The organism is Sporolactobacillus terrae (genome assembly GCF_019930545.1).
GTDB lineage: Bacteria > Bacillota > Bacilli > Bacillales > Sporolactobacillaceae > Sporolactobacillus > Sporolactobacillus terrae.
Window position 1 is genome coordinate 151,329 of record NZ_CP082837.1, and the last position, 18,130, is coordinate 169,458.

At 49.5% G+C, this 18,130-nt stretch carries 15 protein-coding genes; 11 read left to right on the top strand and 4 right to left on the bottom strand.

The features are described from left to right. Nucleotides 1-398: 398 nt before the first annotated feature. A complete protein-coding gene (locus tag K7399_RS00655) occupies nucleotides 399-1,367 on the bottom strand; it encodes a sugar-binding transcriptional regulator (RefSeq protein ID WP_028977092.1) in 969 nt (322 codons plus the stop codon). Nucleotides 1,368-1,579: 212 nt separating this feature from the next. Between K7399_RS00655 and rpe the strand changes: the two genes are divergently transcribed. From rpe to K7399_RS00680, 5 genes are all read left to right on the top strand, one after another. Further along, on the top strand, nucleotides 1,580-2,236 hold the full coding sequence (gene rpe, locus K7399_RS00660) for a ribulose-phosphate 3-epimerase (RefSeq protein WP_028977091.1): 657 nt from the start codon (nucleotides 1,580-1,582) through the stop codon (nucleotides 2,234-2,236). Between the two features lie 112 nt (nucleotides 2,237-2,348). After that, the gene (locus tag K7399_RS00665; RefSeq protein WP_028977090.1) at nucleotides 2,349-3,284 is read left to right on the top strand and encodes a DUF1861 family protein; all 936 of its coding nucleotides are present in this window, start codon (nucleotides 2,349-2,351) and stop codon (nucleotides 3,282-3,284) included. A 218-nt stretch (nucleotides 3,285-3,502) separates the two neighbouring features. Beyond that, nucleotides 3,503-4,717, top strand: a complete 1,215-nt coding sequence (locus K7399_RS00670) for a MalY/PatB family protein (RefSeq protein WP_223362444.1) — start codon at nucleotides 3,503-3,505, stop codon at nucleotides 4,715-4,717. Nucleotides 4,718-4,821: 104 nt separating this feature from the next. After that, the gene (locus K7399_RS00675; RefSeq protein WP_051577928.1) at nucleotides 4,822-5,475 is read left to right on the top strand and encodes a helix-turn-helix transcriptional regulator; all 654 of its coding nucleotides are present in this window, start codon (nucleotides 4,822-4,824) and stop codon (nucleotides 5,473-5,475) included. A gap of 90 nt (nucleotides 5,476-5,565) precedes the next feature. Then, nucleotides 5,566-6,306 (top strand): gamma-glutamyl-gamma-aminobutyrate hydrolase family protein, encoded by a 741-nt coding sequence (locus K7399_RS00680; protein WP_223362445.1) that lies wholly within the window; start codon nucleotides 5,566-5,568, stop codon nucleotides 6,304-6,306. A gap of 305 nt (nucleotides 6,307-6,611) precedes the next feature. Here K7399_RS00680 and K7399_RS00685 read toward each other — a convergent pair whose 3' ends face one another. Continuing rightward, the gene (locus K7399_RS00685; protein ID WP_128166230.1) at nucleotides 6,612-7,757 is read right to left on the bottom strand and encodes a M20 peptidase aminoacylase family protein; all 1,146 of its coding nucleotides are present in this window, start codon (nucleotides 7,755-7,757) and stop codon (nucleotides 6,612-6,614) included. 179 nt (nucleotides 7,758-7,936) lie between these two features. Here K7399_RS00685 and K7399_RS00690 point away from each other — a divergent pair, with 179 nt between their 5' ends. After that, complete coding sequence (locus tag K7399_RS00690) at nucleotides 7,937-8,902, top strand: 2-hydroxyacid dehydrogenase (RefSeq protein ID WP_128166232.1); 966 nt, start codon at nucleotides 7,937-7,939, stop codon at nucleotides 8,900-8,902. Nucleotides 8,903-9,096: 194 nt separating this feature from the next. Next, nucleotides 9,097-10,566: an NAD-dependent succinate-semialdehyde dehydrogenase gene (locus K7399_RS00695; protein WP_128167293.1), complete on the top strand. Its 1,470-nt coding sequence runs from the start codon at nucleotides 9,097-9,099 to the stop codon at nucleotides 10,564-10,566. 105 nt (nucleotides 10,567-10,671) lie between these two features. Here K7399_RS00695 and K7399_RS00700 read toward each other — a convergent pair whose 3' ends face one another. Together K7399_RS00700 and K7399_RS00705 are read right to left on the bottom strand one after the other, a co-directional pair. Then, on the bottom strand, nucleotides 10,672-11,883 hold the full coding sequence (locus K7399_RS00700; protein ID WP_128166234.1) for a glycosyltransferase family 4 protein: 1,212 nt from the start codon (nucleotides 11,881-11,883) through the stop codon (nucleotides 10,672-10,674). A 2-nt stretch (nucleotides 11,884-11,885) separates the two neighbouring features. Beyond that, nucleotides 11,886-13,298 (bottom strand): lipopolysaccharide biosynthesis protein, encoded by a 1,413-nt coding sequence (locus K7399_RS00705; protein WP_128166236.1) that lies wholly within the window; start codon nucleotides 13,296-13,298, stop codon nucleotides 11,886-11,888. Between the two features lie 211 nt (nucleotides 13,299-13,509). On the opposite strand from K7399_RS00705, the gene K7399_RS00710 reads away from it, so the two are divergent. From K7399_RS00710 to K7399_RS00725, 4 genes are all read left to right on the top strand, one after another. Continuing rightward, a complete protein-coding gene (locus tag K7399_RS00710; RefSeq protein ID WP_028983733.1) occupies nucleotides 13,510-13,785 on the top strand; it encodes a hypothetical protein in 276 nt (91 codons plus the stop codon). Between the two features lie 278 nt (nucleotides 13,786-14,063). Continuing rightward, nucleotides 14,064-15,383: a UDP-glucose dehydrogenase family protein gene (locus K7399_RS00715; protein WP_128166238.1), complete on the top strand. Its 1,320-nt coding sequence runs from the start codon at nucleotides 14,064-14,066 to the stop codon at nucleotides 15,381-15,383. Between the two features lie 31 nt (nucleotides 15,384-15,414). After that, nucleotides 15,415-16,665: a glycosyltransferase gene (locus K7399_RS00720; protein WP_128166240.1), complete on the top strand. Its 1,251-nt coding sequence runs from the start codon at nucleotides 15,415-15,417 to the stop codon at nucleotides 16,663-16,665. Nucleotides 16,666-16,680: 15 nt separating this feature from the next. Further along, nucleotides 16,681-18,108 carry a lipopolysaccharide biosynthesis protein gene (locus K7399_RS00725; protein ID WP_051575246.1) on the top strand — a complete coding sequence of 476 codons (1,428 nt, stop codon included), beginning with the start codon at nucleotides 16,681-16,683 and terminating at the stop codon, nucleotides 18,106-18,108. Nucleotides 18,109-18,130: the final 22 nt, after the last annotated feature.

Below are 18,130 nucleotides of genomic sequence, written 5' to 3' on the forward strand. Positions count from 1 at the left end.
CGAATGGAAGGCGGAAGTAAGGACCGGGCGCTTTTTGCCCGGTTTTTCTTACAGGATAAGAAAGTATATGATTTTGCCCTGTCTTCAAACCAATAGCCCAGTGTCTTGGCCGAGAAACAAAGCGGAGGTGCGAGACGCCTGCGGGAACAGCGTGCCAGCGAGACCCCGCAGATTTCTGGCCTGTCTGAGGAGGCTCGCGGGGCGCCCGCGGCAAGCGAGTAACCGAAGCGGCGATTCAGCGCTGAAAAGACACGAGCCCATCAAACATGGTTGGAGATTAGGGACCGGGCGCTTTTTGCCCGGTTTTTCTTAACCGGTAATACGTTGTACCGCATTAAAAGATTATTTCCAGGGAAATAGTCGCGGAACATCGAATCCTGTCACAGTCTATGAACGAATCAAGGCATTTTAGGTTTGTCAAGCGCGAGAAGACCTTTTGCGGTTTCTTCGGTAGTGATTAGTACATTCAGATGACGCCCATGCAATGCGCCGAGAATACCCGGAATCTTGCCTTGCGATTCTGCAACGCCAATGGTGTAGCGAGTATGGTGCAGCACGTCCAGAGGAATCGAAAGTGTGCGCTTGCTGAGGTGCGTAGCGATTTCTTTACCCGCATCATCAAAGAAATGCGAGCAGAGATCACCAACAATCTGCTTTTCTTTAAAATGCTGGACGGATTCATGCCCATAAAAGGCGCGCCAAGTGGCATGACCGGTGTTTTGAATCGAACCGATACCGACAAGGGCAATGCTGATCTTCTTCCAATAAGCTGAAATTTCATCATAATAATGGGAATGCATCCAATCGTCTCGTGTCGATTCCTTCTCAACAATAGCGGGGACATCGATCATTATGGAGCGGGCATTCAACTTTTCTGCTGCTTTAAAACAAATCGTATTGACATGATAGCGGCTCTCTAATTTGCCGGCGGGCCCGCCAATCATTGGCAGACACAAGAGATCGGCGTACGTCTCGGACGGCTCAAGCGCATCGACCACGGAAGCAAGACCGCTGCCCCATGAAAAACCAATCACATCATGGGCTTGCAAATGGGCCTCAAGAAAGCGGGCCGCTGCTTGGCCAAGTGCGGTTAACGTCACATGGCTCGGCTGCGCCGGATCAACCGGAATAACAATCGACTTTTCGAGCTGAAACTTCTGCTCAAGTTGTTTGGCAAGAGAAAGGTCGTTTAAGTCATAATTGATGGTGATTTTGACAATGCCCTCGTCGCGCATCTTCTTCAGCATCCGGCTGACTGAAGTTCGGTTGACGCCAATTTTCGCAGCAATTTCATTTTGAGTGAGATTCTGTTCGTAGTACATCTGGGCGATTTGAATATATTTCTTTTTCAACGCATCGCGATCCATGGTATTTCCCCCTGATACTGCACAAATGATCAATAGGGTTGTAAATGTGCAAAATAATGGTTCCTATTATAGAGCGAATAAGATAAAATGTAAACGAACAAGGGGATGCCCAACATTCGTCGAATATCTTTTGACGAAGCGGTTGCTTTGACGTACTATTATTTGTGACAACGGTTACATAATACGGTTGCATTTGATTGGGGAGGGAAGCTGTGATGAAAATTTTACCATCAATTCTGTCTGCTCATTTCGCTTATCTTGCAGATGAGGTCCATGATGTGGCACGGGATGTGGATATGATTCATGTGGATGTTATGGATGGACGTTTTGTACCAAATATAACCATGGGGGAAAATGTCGTCGAAGCATTGAAACGTGAATCAAAGGTTGCGCAAGACGTGCATCTTATGGTTGAAGAACCGATTCATTTACTGCCGGATTTTCTGGCGGCAGGGGCAGATATGATCTCCGTGCATGTGGAAGCGTGCAAGCATGTGCATCGCGCCATCCAAATCATTAAAGAGGGTGGTGCTAAGGCAGGGGTTGTGTTAAATCCGGCCACACCTGCCGCCGTATTGGATTCGATATTGCGCGACGTTGACTACGTCCTGATTATGACGGTGGATCCCGGTTTTGGCGGGCAGCGTTTTATTCCGTCAATGCTTCACAAAATTCGTGCGGTTGCCCGAATGATTCAGAAAAAGCAAGTGCCGGTTAAGATTGAGGTCGATGGCGGTATTAACAGCGAAACCTTGCCGCTGTGCCTTGAGGCGGGTGCTGAACTCTTTGTCGCCGGCTCGGCGATCTTTAATGCAGAAGACCGTCATGGGGCAATAGAAACTTTACTGCGAAGCGCGCAGGAAAAATAAAGGATTCGATAGCGTTGAAAAAAATTTCAAATACATGAAGTTGCGCGAGAAGAAGACTATAGTAAGGGATGTGCTGTAATGGTGCAGCTTATGTTTTCAGGAGGCGCGATTCATGGAACGGGTTACGGAATGCTTGGATTTGCTTGAAGACTACATGTCGAGGCATCCGACTATTTATGAAGTTGAGAAGTTGAATTTTCTCGGAGCCGGTGCAAAGGATGTCTATAATTGCACGGCCCCTTTTTGCGATGAAGGTCGCCAGCGGATTGCAGCGCGCGTCGAGTCGCGCGAGAGCGAGGCGGCGCATGTTGGATTCTTTGAACAGACCGCGGAAGGCTGGAGGCTTGTACCGGACTTGCCTCTTTTCCCGCTTCAAGATCCTTTTGTGACACGGATTGACGGTCAACTGCTTTTCGGCGGGGTTTGGGTCAAACGTGCTGCCAATGGCGACAGCCAGTGGCGAACGCTCTTTTATCGAGGCGCATCGATTCGCATGCTAAAGCCGTATTTTGAGGGCCCCATCGGGATGAAGGATTTGCGTCTTGCACAATTGCCGAATGGGCGGATTCTTGTGCTGACACGGCCGCAAGGAAGTAAAGGCGGTCGGGGAAAAATCGGCTATCTGGTTCTTGCTTCACTGAACGCATTGACACTTGATAAAATAGAAGAGGCCCCGCTGCTTGAAGGTCATTTTGCTGAAGCGGAATGGGGCGGCGCCAATGAAGTACATCCACTGAAAAATGGCACCGCCGGCGTGCTTGGTCACATTGCCTACTTTGATGCACAGGGCAATCGCCACTATTATTCGATGGTATTCACGCTCGATCCGCTTACTGGCAGGCATACACCGGTCAAAATAATCGCGGTTCGAAAGGATTTTCTGGACGGGCCGGCAAAGCGCACCGATCTGCGTGATGTGGTGTTCAGCGGCGGCGCAATCCGTCATAGAGAAAGCGGCGTCATGGAACTGTATGCGGGTACCAGCGACGCCGAAGCTCAGCGAATCGTCATTGATGATCCTTTTCTGGATGAGGAGCAAAATGAATAAACCAATCCTTCGATTAACCACGCACCCCCTGAAAGCGGCCGAGCAACTGCTGCTTCAGGGGCTTTTATGATGAAAATGACTATTGACTTATTTTTACAAAACTATGAAAATAAAAATTATAAATAAATTATTATCGCAATAACAATTATTTTGCGAGCGGGCTGAATGATGGATTGCTGCAAAGAGATAAAGGAAGATTTGATATGGGAGTGAGCCCGGTGGCAAAAAGTATTTTCGATGAACCTGTTGAACGAACGAACACGAACAGTGTCAAGTGGGATGGAGCGGCAATGCTTTATGGGCATGCGCATTTATTGCCGATGTGGATTGCCGACATGGATTTTCGCGCGCCAGACTGTATTCTCGATGCGATGAGGCATGTTTTAGATCAAAAAATCTTCGGCTACACGCTGTGTCCAAAATCACTCAAACAAACGGTACGGGATTGGCTGATGCGGCGCTACGCATGGAATGTACCGGATCGTTCGATCATTTTTAATCACAACGTGGTGTCGAGTATTGCCCTTGCCTTGCGCGCCCTGACAAGCGAAGGGGATAAAGTTCTGATTCATCATCCGGTTTATAATCCGTTCTTTGAACAGATTAAGCAGCTCGGACGCGTGCCGCTTGTATCAGCGCTTGAGCTGCACAATCAGCGCTATTCAATGAACTTCGCCGATATGGAACAGAAAATCAAAGAGGAGCAGCCTGCGTGTATACTGATCTGTTCACCGCATAACCCCGGCGGAAGAGTGTGGGATCCTGACGAACTACAAGCGGTTATCGCGCTTGCTGCTGCGTACCATTTGCCGATCATTTCAGACGAGATCCATGCCGATCTGCTGATTCCCGGGCATCAGCATCAACCGATTGCTCAGTTTGCCGGCGAGACGGCCAAGCAAATTGTAACCCTGATGGCGCCGACGAAAACCTTTAACCTGGCGGGAATTGGTCCGTCCTACATTTTGACTTTTGATTCAAAAATTGCAGCGGCGATTAAGCGCGAGCAGAGAGCGATGGTTTATCCGGCGATCAATCCGTTCCAAATTGCGGCAATGACGGCCGCTTATGAGGAGGGCGAGCCGTGGCTGATCGAATTGATGCACTACGTGAAAGGCAACATCGATGACGTGCGTCGCATCCTTTCTCAGCTTGATGGCATCTATTGCATGGAAAACGACGCCACTTATTTAATGTGGATTAACTATGAAGCGCTGCATTTGTCCGAAAAAGAGCTGCAGCAAGCCTTGATTAAACAGGGCGTTGTTTTGCAGATGGGCAGTACCTATGGGCCGTCAGGACGCGGATTTATTCGTATGAATGTGGCCGCGCCGCGTGCGCGTGTTGAAGAAGGCACGCAGAAGGTGCTGCGTGCGTTTCAACATCTCCTTGCTGTCACTCAAAGCAGATCCTCAAACGAACACGATTCATAATCGTTCTGAGTGACGCATAAAGAAACGGTAAAAACAGGGTGAACCTAAAGTTTCAATGTTCCCGAGGCTAGGAGGAGATAGACATCACAGATCAGCTGAACCGGTTGAAGGCCTTCGTTTTCTTTTTAAGTCATGTGTTGGGGGAGGATGCCGAGATCGTGCTTTACGATGTGCGAAATCGTGCACATTCGGTCATTGCAATGAGCGAGACCAATTGGAGCGGTCTTTCGCTCGGGGCGCCTGCCCCCCCATTGATCACGAAGATGCTTCGAAAAGAGAGAGAATCGCACCGATCGTTTCGCACCAATTATGAAGGTCATGCTGAGGATGGAACCGTACTCAGATCGTCTACATATTTTATAAGAGACGAACATCGTGAACTGATTGGTGCACTTGTCATCAATATTGATTTCAGAAAAATGGACGAAGCAATTCATTTTTTAGACGATTTCATGGGATTGGAACACGACGGCTTCACGAACGCCGGCAACGCCGTGGATCGCCTGGGGACATCGATAGAAGACATAGCGATAAACAGCATCAAGGAAATTGTATCCAGCATGCATGTCCCTTCCGAGCGCATGTCGCAAAAGGAGAAGCGCGACGTTGTGGATAAACTCAATAGTCATGGAATTTTCCTGCTCAAAGGGATTGTAAGTATCGTTGCTTCTGAGTTGAAGACATCTGAAGCAACCATCTATCGTTATCTGAGCACGATGAAGAAAAATGAATTGAACGTAAACTTTACGATGCCCTGAGAAGTAAGGCCCATTAATAAGCGAAAAAAGATGAATCGATAAAATAAAAAAGAAGACGCGCAAAAAAAGGAAAAAGAGAGGGGTAGGGCGGTGACAAAACCGATGATTGGAATCAGCAGCGGTTATGTAAAACTCAGTGAATTTTCAGAGGGGGACTACGCACACAAGGATTATATTTCATCACTGATCAAAGCAGGTGCCGTCCCTTTGATCCTGCCGATTGTCCCCGGTCCAAGTGTTGATGCGTATGCGGCGCTTTGCGACGGCTTTGTGCTCAGCGGCGGCTGCGACGTTAACCCGCAATTCTTTGATCAGGATCCGACTCCAGGGTGCGGTGTCTTTGATACGGAGCGTGATCGGGCTGAATTTCAGTTGTTGCAGCAAGCAATGAAACTGGGGAAACCTGTGTTCGGGATCTGTCGCGGATTGCAGGTGATCAATGTCGCGCTCGGCGGCACGCTGATTCAGGATATTGCTGATGAAATTGACCATCCGATTCAGCATACTCAAAAAGTGTCCCGCAAAGAAGGCAGCCATCGTGTACGGATTGCGAAGGATTCCCGTCTCTATCAAGTGCTCGGTGAACATGAAGCGATTGTGGTAAACAGCCTTCACCATCAATCGGTCGCTCGGCTTGGCGATGGGCTGCGTGCGGCAGCGTTCGCCGCAGATGGAGTGGTCGAAGCGGTCGATATCACGGAAAAAGGCTTGATCGGTGTTCAATGGCATCCGGAATCAATGACCGCAGGCGGAAGCGAACTCATGCTTCATCTGTTCGAGTACTTTGTTTCCTTGAGCAAAGAAATGAAACAAGTAAACGCCGAGATTTGATGCGCGCGCCAGCAGCAACGGACTGAGGCGATTATAAAAAATAGAAAAAAGATCGGCGCATTATCTTGTGGATGATGCGCCGATCTCTTTTAATAAATAAACGAAGCGGGGATAAAATTTTGTCATGCAGTCAGACCGAAAACAGGGCATCAAAAGCAGAAGTGCTCGGGTGCTTCAGGAGCGTTCCCGTTGATCGCGAGCCAAAGGAGACCTCGCAGGCCTTACAGGATCAGCCGATGCGGCTCCCGACTGCCCGCGGTTACGTCTTGTTGATGCACGCAAGTAAACCTAAACAGGTAAGCAGATCATGCTTTGGCTTCAATGCGATTTAACTTTTCAAAGGTCTTAACGACGGCTTCGGACAGAATCAAGACTCCGTTGTACATTGCCTCATGGTTGAACGTCATATAAGGGTGATGCAGTCCGGGCTTGAGGTCACAGCCGAGACCGAGCATGGTTGATTTTAGCTCGGGTGTGCGGATCGCGTATTGATGGAAATCATCGCCGCCGCCGGAACGTTTTGCCGGATCGTAATGCTCCTCGCCGAGGACCGTCTTGATCGCTTCTGCCATTATGGCGATGGCTTCCGGGGCAGAGACGGCGGCCGGACTGCCGTGTGATTCTTCGAGGGTCACGGTCGCACCGTAGCTGGCTGCCACCCCTTGAACGATCTGGCGAACTTTCTCCTTGAGCTCTGTCATGATTTTGTTGTTCTGAGCGCGAACGTCCAGACTGAATTCGGCATGTCCGGGGATGATGTTGGTTGCCGAACCGCTATGCAGCGTTGTCATTTTGACGGAGCTTGGCGTCATCGGATTGAGGTGCAGATGACCGAGCGCGTCTACGATTGAGGCAGCGACCTCGATGGCATTTATACCGAGATGCGGCCGTGCACCATGAGCCTCTTCGCCGTCAATGACACCGCGGATGGTGCCGCATGCGCCGTGCAGAATTGCCGGGCGTGCGCGTCCATCCAAGGTTTCTTCAATCGGACGGAGGTGAACACCGTAAAAATAGTCGGTGTCATCCAAGACGCCGCGTTTGCTCAATTCAAGCGCGCCTTGGCCGATCTCTTCTGCCGGCTGGAAGACAAGCCGAATGGTTCCGTTCATTCGATCTGTTTTTTCCTTAAGGATCATCGCTGCGCCAAGCACCATTGCCATATGGGCATCATGGCCGCAGGAGTGATTGGCTTGCAGCTTGCCGTTTACTTCTTGCCAGAGCGCGTCCATATCGGCGCGCAAGGCAACAACCGGTTTTCCGCTGCCGATTTCAGCAATGACGCCCGGGCAGTCTGCGAAAGTGTGCGTCCGATATCCGAGCGCATCCAATTGTTTTTGAATAAATTCGGTGGTTTGAAACTCTTTCATACTCATTTCGGCATGTGTATGCAAATAGTTAAAGAGCGTCATCACTTTTTCTTTGATGGAATCGTCCAAATGTTGGTTCATGAATCGTCCCTGCTTTCATAATTTTCATACTTTATGTAGTATTCTTAACGTAGCATGATCGCTGTTGTTTTTCAACCAGAGAAATGGGGCTTTGTTTTTGGGCTCATCGGCATTTTTTTGCTATATTAATAGATAATTGTTCATTGAATCGATTGATTTGCGGCGGGGAGGCTGACAAGATGCAGATTCTTTTTTGTGTGGGAAAATCCTATGTGGCCATTCACCAGCAGATGGTGGATCGTTTAGAGAAAATGGGTGCTGAGGTTCGTTGTCTGATGTACGATCAGGCGGCGAATAAAGCGGTAGTTAAGGAAGCCATTCGGGATGCTCACGTGTGCATCACAGCCATTGCACCGTGTGACCGCGAAGTGATTGAGGCAGCTCCCCGGCTCCGCTATATTTTAAAAACCGGGACCGGACTCGATAATGTGGCCATTGATGCTGCCACGGAGCGCGAGATTATGGTCAGCAATGCGCCGGGAGAAAATGCAACCTCGGTTGCGGAGCTGGCGTTCGGTCAGCTGATTGCCTTGTCGCGGATGATTCCGATGTTTGATCGTGGCACGAAACAGGGAAAATGGCCGAGCGGTGATGCCTATGAACTCGACGGCAAAACCATTGGCATTATCGGTTTCGGTTCGATCGGGCAAAAGGTCGCGCGCTATGCAGATGCGTTTAACATGCGTGTCATTGCTTATGGAAATTACCAGGATCATGATGCGGCGGCACGGCTGAAGGCAAGGTTCGTTGCTCTGAATCAGCTGCTCCGCGAATCGGATTATGTGGTGATTTCTACAGCCTTGAGCACATCAAACTATCATTTGATTGATCAACAGGCCTTGTCGCGCATGAAACAGACAGCCTTTCTTGTCAATATTTCGCGCGGTGCGCTGATCGATGAGCCGGTATTAATGGATGCTTTGCGCCGGAAACAAATTGCCGGAGCGGCGCTTGATGTATTTGAAAAAGAACCGCCGCGGGCATTGCCGGAGCTGGATAATCTGATTGTTACCCCGCATGTTGCTGGGACGACGCGCGAGAGCATTGCTCGCGTTGCACAGGTCACGGTTGATAATATCGACAAATTTATGCGCGGGGAGCAGCCTAACTTTGTCGTGAATGAAAAAGCACTGAAAAAAGCGTGAACCAGTCATTGATGTTTCCCTGCGTAGAATGAGATTGTGGATGCGTCTGGGCTACTTATTGAAGGCGGCGCCCGCATCGTTTTGTTTCGATTAAATGGCTTAAATTTTCGCTGGCAGGTGCAGGCGCGTTCATGTATGCTAGTTTTATAATGTTTGAATTGCTAGACTTATTTTATAGATGAGGTGAACGGGTGATGGCAAGTAAGGATTCGTTTTTAGAACAGGCACCAAAACAGCTTTTTATCGGTGGTAAATGGCTTGATGCGGAAAGCGGTGCGGTTGATGATGTGGTTAATCCGGCAACCGGGGAAGTCATTGCCCAAGTGGCACGCGGCAGTGTCGCAGATACAGAAAAAGCGATTGAAGCGGCACAAGCTGCTTTTCCGATTTGGGCATCACTGGATGTCGATGAACGCGCGAAAATTTTACGCCGTGCTGCTGATTTGATTACAGAAAAAGCAGATGAGCTGGCGGCGATTTTGACCATTGAACAAGGGAAACCGCTTGCTCAGGCCAAAGGTGAAGTCCTCGGCGGTGCGGAAAGTGTGCGCTGGCATGCTGAAGAACTTCGGCGCGTCTACGGGGAAACAATTCCGGGCCCGAATGGTCACCTTTTCCTCGTTCAAAAGGAACCGCTTGGTGTTGTCGGCGCGATTACGCCATGGAATTTTCCGTCGTCGATGATTACGCGCAAAATTTCGCCGGCACTGGCGGGCGGTAATGCGATTGTGTTGAAGCCGTCACCGGAAACGCCGCTTTCGGCAACGGCATTGATGAAAGTTTTCCAAGAAGCCGGTATTCCGGATGGTACAGTAAACCTTGTGATGGGTGATGCGGCAGCAATCGGCAAAACGCTGACCGAAAGCAACACGGTGCGCAAAATTACGTTTACCGGATCAACCGCAGTAGGTAAACGGTTGTTCGAGCAGTCGGCAGATACATTGAAAAAGGTTTCGTTGGAGCTTGGCGGACATGCGCCGTTTATCGTTTTCGATGATGCCCCGCTGGACAAGGTGGTCAATGATTTGGTTGCTGCAAAATTCCGCAACAATGGGCAAGTGTGCACGTCGCCAAACCGAATTTTCGTTCACGAATCGATCAGGGAAGCGTTCACAGAAAAACTGGTCGAGGCTGTGAAATCCGTCAAAGTTGGCAACGGCTTGGACGAAGGGGTACTCGCCGGACCGCTGATTCGCAAAGATGCGCTTGGCAAAATTCAGCGTCAAGTTGATGACAGCGTCGCAAAGGGAGCGCAGCTCTTAATCGGCGGCAAACGTTTGACCGATGGTGCGTATGCAAACGGCTATTTTTATGCGCCAACCGTTTTAGGCGGCGTCTCAACAAAGATGGCTATTTTCTATCAGGAAACATTTGGTCCGGTGATCCCGCTGATTCCGTTCACAGACACGGACGAAGTGATTCGCATGGCGAACGACACCGACTATGGATTGGCCAGCTATTTCTACACGTTGGATTTGAAACGGATTGCCAAAGTCAGCCAAGGGCTGCAATACGGCATGGTCGGCGTCAACAGCAACACCGTTGCCTTCACGCAAACCCCGTTCGGCGGCGTCAAACATTCCGGATTTGGCAGAGAGAACGGGCATCAAGGGATCGATGACTATGTGAATACGAAATTCGTCAATTTGAATTACGGAATCTGAGAACAAGGTAGATAAAAATCCGAATCGCGCATGTGGCTTCGGATTTTTTTTATGGCAAATTGTGTCGTTACAAGTCGGGTTTCATCGCTAATTTCCGTGGATTCGTTACACTCGCGGCATATGGGATCCCTTTCCTGCATGATTCAGTTTCTCGATGAGCTCGTCCAGATAGCCTTCTGCCCGGAACCGGGCAAGCGCTGTGCGCCGGGCGTTAGCCCCGAGCCGCATTCGTAATTTCGGACTGGCGGCACAGTGCAACAGTGCGCCGGTTAAGCGCCGCTCCATGAATTGATCGGTTGGCAGAACAATACCGGAATCGCTGCCGATTAACTCGGGAATCGCGCCGACATTGGTGGTAATCACCGCTTTGCCCGCAGCCATCGATTCGGCGATGGTAAGCCCGAACGCCTCGTTCCACAGTGACGGCAGCGCGATCATGTCTGCTTGGAGGAGATAGGCCGGCAATTCCTCGTGTGGAATGGCATGCAGCAGCAAGTAGCTGCTGCCGGGCAGCCGGCCTAAGGCATGTTGAATCAGGATTTGGTCTTTTTTACTGGAATAGTCGCCGAGCAGAACTAAATAGAGTGCCGGATTTTTATGCCAGGCGTGGAAGAACGCATGGATTAAATTCGGCACGCCCTTTCCTTGATTGAGCCTGCCATAATAGAGGACGACTTGCCGTTTTTTCGGAAGGCCGCATTGCTGGCGGATCCTTAGCTGCAGTCGCGGATCATTTGCCGGATGAAACAAGCGGGTGTCAATGCGATTGTAGAGAACGTGCACTTTGTCTGCATGCGCTCCTGCCGCTTTTACCCGCTTTTCAATATAACTGCTGACCGACAGCACAAGATCGCAGCGAGCGATGACCGTGCGCGCATAAAAGCAGTCGCAACTCAGCGTATCGTTATGCAGATGCAGAGCAAGCCGCGTCCGGTGGCTAAGATTGCGGCGCAGTTTTGGAATAAAAAGTGGCCGATTTTCAACAATGATCCAGTCGTAGTGCTTTTTCTTCAGCAAATGAATGGTCCGATTTAGAAAAACGTGGGAACAAAAGCGCACATGAAGTTTTACGCAGAGCCGATTTGCAAAGCCGCGCATCCGCCGGAAGGGATCATAAGCCGAAACAAAATGAAACGTTGTATTTTTGAACGCGTGGCTTTGCCGTTCCGCTTGCGCATCTTCAATTGAATACAGATCCAGATGAATGTCGCTTTTTTGTTCATTTTCCTTAACCAGCAGGTCGACCAATGTTTCTACCGCACCGCCGCGGACAGCAGGCAGCGGTTTTTTTTCTGTGCCGATGATTGCAATGTTCACTGTCAGTCCTCCTTAGACAATCGTGAATGCTGCCAGAGCTGCCAAATCATTCGAATCGTATTTTTCTGCAGCACGATCAGCAGGATAAACAGCAGCAGATTAAGGGCGGTAATGCCTGGAAATGCCTGTGCATTGATAAAAGCGCCGGCCAGCAAAAGCAGGAATACAGCATAATGCTTGGCAACAGGAAGCCGAATCCAATACTTTCCGGAAAAATAGGTGCGTGCACTGAAAAAAAATAGAAAAGCGACGGCGGTGGCGATTGCCGCACCTTTTGCACCAAACGGCGGAACGAGCAGAACATCGAGTACCGCGGCCGGGATCAGCGCGGCGAGACTGACCCAGATGTTCAGATCGCTTTTTTTGCTGAAGACGATGCCGAGGCCGGTTGCTTCACTGACGGAATAGATGATCGGCTGCAAGCAGAGAAAGCCGACCAGATATTGGGCTTCGCTGTAGCTGCCGGAAAGAAGCACAACGATCAGGTTTTTGAAAAGAAAAATTGCTGCTGCCAAAAGCGACATCATGAGCAGAATGGCTTCGCCAACCCGCTTAAATGAATCAGCCGGCCGATTTTCGGAATACCAGCGATAGGCGGTGGGGACCCAAAAACTGGTGAATCCACTTTGAACCACATTGAGAACGGCGGCGATTTTCAAGGTCGCTGAAAAAATACCGATTTGATTAAAATCGCTCCAAAACCGAAGGGCCAGCCGGTCGAGTCCGCCAAGCAGGCTGGAAAGTGACGTGGCTACGACAATCGGCAGACCGAACCGCACCATTATTTTTAAGAGGGGGCGGTTCATCGTCACTGTTCTAAAGTCAAGCAGCGCGCGGCAGCGCCAAAACAGCCATAGATCACCAATGATTTGCCCTAATGAGGCAGCGTAGACAACCGTTAGAAAATCACGACGAATGAAAACGATAAAAAATAGGGTTAACAAGAGAACGGCCGCTTTGACGTTGATCGCAAGCAGCGAATACTCAAATGCTTTTTCCTGCATCCGGATCGACAGCATCATAAAGCGTTCGAGAACAATAAAAACCGTCATTAACCCGAAGAGAAGTGTCGGCCAGCGCGCGTCTGCCTGACCAAATAGAAGCAGCGACAGTGGCTGAGGTACAAGCAGTGCGCAAAGGAAAACGATCATTGCCAAAGCAAAAGGCAGGAGCAAGGCATTTTGAAACAGCTGCGTTTTGTCGTCAACTTCATGGTATTCACGCGTATACGCTTGATCGATCCCCAAAAAAAGCAACGTGCCGGCAATGGTTTGGAAAAGCAGAAACATGCTTGCCTTGCCGTATTCCTCTGGGCTGATGAAATAGGTTGTAACCGGAATCGTAACGAATGAAAGCAGCGCGCCGACAACCGGTCCAAGCGAAAAGCCAATTAATTTTTTTATTAGCGAATGCATCTTCGTTCACACGCTTTTCTTCATTTGTTGTTTAGTTTTTCAAAGAATGGTGTATTTCATACAGGGTTTTTGATTTATAAGGTGGTTTGAATCATGTATCATAGACAGAGATAAACTGATACAGGCTGTCACTACCGGTGTGATTCGCATGAAGACATAGGATGGGCGAATTAGGGAAAAACTAGGGGACAATCAATACAGGAGGGAAAAAATGACTAGCCGATTTGCAATTTATGAGGAATTTGACGGCAGCCGGCCGCTGCCGGTGTCGATACGTCTGCCGCAGAAAATCGTTGAAGCGGCTTCGATACGCGATGCGGTCAACGCTTTTTCAATGCGGCATAATCTGGATATCATCCGCTATGAGGAGCTCCCGGAGGACGATGTGCGCGTGCTGTTTCGCCGAACCAATGTGTTTGGACAGCGCGCCGACTTCGGCTATTACTTCCGAAAACTTCAATTCAGCGAATTAATTGAACAACCGTGACGATCCGTTCTACTCTAATCGGAGGGAACGGATTTTCTAATTGTCAGGGGAATGATCAATGATCGATCAAATATGGAAAGCAGGATCAAAGCAAAGCTTCGACCTGCGTTGCTGAGCCTGGAATCATTTTGCCGGTACCGTCCGCAGCAAAACTTAACTAAATTCATCGTTTTCCTTAATATTCCCTTTACGTGCGGCATGCATAATAAGAAGCAATGCATGAAATCTACTTTTCGAGGATATGCTAATCATAGAGGAAAAATGTGGAGGGGACTCAGATGAAAATCGCGGTCATTGGCACAGGTTATGTTGGCTTAGTGACGGGGGTTGCGCTTGCGGAAATTGGGCATACCGTTACGTGTATCGATGTAGATCCGAAGAAGGTCGAGGCGCTGAATCAAGGGGTGCCGACGATCTATGAGCCGGGACTTGGCGAGATGATGCTGAGAAACCAGAAACAGAACCGTTTGTTTTTTACCGACCAGCACAAGTTGGGGTTAGCCGATGCGGCTGTCGTTTACCTCGCGGTTGGCACGCCGCAAAATACGGACGGATCGGCAAACTTAAGCTATGTTGAACGAGCGGCAGTCGAAGTTGCCGAGCAGATCGATCATCCGGTTGTGGTTGTGATCAAGAGTACGGTTCCGGTTGGCACTAATCTGCGCATCAAGCGTCTCATGATGCGGCGCATTCGTCCCGGGGTGTTTATCCGGATCGCGTCGAACCCTGAATTTCTTAGAGAGGGTTCGGCGATTCATGATACGTTCCACGGAGACCGGATGATCATCGGTACTGAAGATGAGGCAACGGCGAGTCTCCTTGCGGAAATTAATGAACCGTTTGGCATTCCGATCGTGAAAACCGATCTGTTCAGCAGTGAAATGATCAAATATGCATCGAATGCATTTCTGGCGACGAAAATTAGTTTTATCAATGAAATTGCTAATCTTTGCGAAAAGCTCGGCGCAAATGTCGAAGAGGTCGCCAAGGGAATGGGGATGGATCATCGGATTGGCAGCGCGTTCTTGCGCGCCGGCATCGGTTACGGCGGTTCTTGCTTCCCGAAAGATACCAATGCGCTGGTACAGCTGGCCGGCAACCATCATCATACGTTTAATTTGCTTAAATCGGTGATTGAAGTGAATAATCAGCAGCACCGCTTGCTCATCGATAAAATACTCGAGCGATTCGGGTCGATCAATGGAAAAAAAGTGGCGGTGCTCGGACTCGCGTTCAAACCGAATACAGACGACCTGCGCGAGTCGCCGGCGCTGGTGATGATTCCGCAGTTGGCAGCACTTGGTGCGGATGTGATCGGCTATGATCCAATTGCCGCAGATCGGGGCACAAAATGGATCAGTGCGCCGGCACGTTATACGAATCATGTTGCTGAAGCGTTGGACGGTGCAGATTTTGCGGTAATCATTACCGACTGGCCGGACATCAAACGAATGGATCCGGAAACGTATGTACGTCTGATGGATCAGCCGATTGTCTTCGACGGCCGTAACTGCTACAGCATCGCGGCTGCTCGGGAAGCAAACTTAGAGTATTACTCGATCGGCCGTCCGAATGTGGTTCCAGAAGTCAGCAAGTAAACGCAATATGTCTGAAGTTGGTGAGTCGTGAATGAAGATTTTATTTTTCGTCGGCGAATTTCCGAAACTCTCGCAAACCTTTATTTTGAATCAAATCACCGGCTTGATTGACGCCGGTCATGAAGTGACAATTCTGGCAAAGAAGAGCGGCGGTGCCAAAGTGCATCCGGATGTTCTGTATTATGATTTGCTTGATCATGTCGTCTATTATGGGGATTCAGCGCAGTCAAATTCGCGCATCCGAAAAGGATGTGCCTTTGTCCGCGCTTTTTGCGCACACGGCATTTCGCGCGTCTTCAATAAAAACGTTCAAGGTCAAGCGCCGCTTCGTGAATTACTGGCCATGCCGAACTTGGTGCTGCTGATCCGCAAACTCAACCAAGTGGATCTTACCGACCATTCGGTCATCATGGCACACTTCGGTCCAAACGGTTTGCTCGCACAGAAATGCATTGAAATGGGGCTGCTGCGTGGAAAACTATTCACTGCTTTTCATGGGTATGATATGTTGCGTTTTGTAAAGCAAAAGGGCAGCGCTGCTTATAACGATTTGTTTCGATCGCCATCAGTGATTCTGCCGATCAGCGAACATTGGCGCCGGCGCTGCATTGCCCTTGGCGCCGAACCATCGAAAACCGTTGTGCATCACATGGGCATTGATCTGCTGCGCTTCGATTGTCATCCCTCGCAGCCGGCCGTGCAGTTATTCTTTGTATCGGCAGCACGGTTGGTTGAAAAAAAGGGTTTGCAATACGCGATTGAGGCGGTGGCTCAATTGGTGAAAAAGGGGTATTCCGTTCGTTATGCGATTGCCGGAGACGGTCCGTTAAAGGACAAGCTTCAGGAACAGATTGAACGGTGCAAAATGACACGACATATCCAGCTTGTCGGCTGGAAAACGCAGGATGAATGGATCAAATTAATGAAGGATGCACAGGTTGTCCTTGCGCCAAGTGTAACGGCAAGTGACGGCGATATGGAAGGTATTCCGGTTCAGTTGATGGAAGCGATGGCGATGGAGAAGCTTGTGGTTGCCACGATACACTCGGGGATTCCCGAACTGATTCAAGATGGAGAAAACGGCTATCTGGTACCGGAACGGGATGCAGCATCGCTTGCACAAGCCTTAGAAAAGGCGATCAAAACACCGGAAAAATGGAAGCGGATCACGCAAAATGCACGGCGAACGATTAAAGAATCATTTAATATACAAAAGCTAAATACAGGGCTGCTTCAGCTGTTTAAAAACAGCCTGGATGAACCACGGCGAAACCCGAAGTAAGAGAAGAGGAAAAAAATGAAAAGCTTTATTAAGCGTCTGCTCGCGTTTTCAATCGGACCGTTTGGTGCAGCATTTATCGGACTGATGACGATTCCGGTAACCACCCATTTTGTTTCACCTGAGGAATACGGAAAAGCGAGCATGTTTCTGCTTGCGTTAACGATGCTGGCTACGTTTCAGTACCTCGGCATCGATCAGGCGTATACACGAGAATTCCATGAGGTGAACGATCGGGAAGCGTTATTCTTGAATGCCCTGCTGCTTCCGCTTTTGTTCGCCTTATTTATTTTGGCGATGATTGCACTGAATCTCAGCACAACCTCGCAACTGCTGTTTGGTGAACCGGATCATGACGCAGCATCGCTGCTGCTCGGTGTATCGCTTGTCCTCCTATGCTTTGAACGTTTCTTGCTGCTGTCGTTACGGATGCAGGAAAAAGCGCTTGCTTATTCGCTTTACACCGTGTTCATTAAGCTTATCGTTCTTGCGGCTACGCTTGTGTTCGTTCTTTTCATCCGCCGCGACTTTCTTGCTGTGGTTTATTCAGCAGCTGTCGGTCAAATTTTCGGTGATCTGCTGATTCTGTTTCGATTGAGGGCGATGTTTCGCCTCCGCCATTTTCGCCCCAATCGCGCGCTTTTGCATCGCATGCTTGTTTTCGGTTTGCCGCTCGTTGTGGCCGCTTCGGCATCTTCTTTGCTCAATTCTGCCGGACAGCTTTCCCTTCGTACATGGAGCAGTTTTTATGCGGTCGGCATGTTTGCCGCCGCGCTTAAGGTTGCCGCCGTTTTGTCTGTGGTGCAGACGGCGTTTACGAGTTTCTGGGTGCCAACCGCGTATCGCTGGCACGCCGAGGGAAAATCGATTGCCGCTTTTCGTATGGTCAGCAGCGGCGTGCTCTTGTTCATGTCGGTGCTTTACTTCGTCGTGCTTCTCTTTAAAGAGCCACTGATGTGCTTACTTTCACCGGATTATCTGCCTGCCGCCGGCTTGATCGGCCTGCTTTGCCTGCAGCCGGTTCTCTATACGCTTAGCGAGACGACAACATTGGGGATCGTCTTCTCAAGAAAAAGCTACTTGAATCTATGGGTCAGCTTCTTGTCTTTGGTTCCTTGTCTGCTGATTAACGCCCTTGCAGTTCCTAAACTCGGCACGATTGGTGCCGGGCTTGCGACCGGAGTCTCCTATGTTTTGTTTTTCATTGCCAGAAGCTGGTTTTCGGCAAAGCATTGGCGAAGTTTTCCACTTTATCGGCACTATGCGGTGATTGCGGTTCTTTTTACAGCCGGCGTTCTCAATAGCATGCATTTGCCATTTATGGTTTTGGCAAATTTGGGCATGCTTTTATTAGTGATCTTCATGCAAAGGCGGGCAATCGTCCTGTTCTATCAAAAGTTTCGGGCGACAAAACGAGAAAATGATTCTTCAACTTTTCCTTCTTAAAGTTGGCTCTGCGGAGGATCAT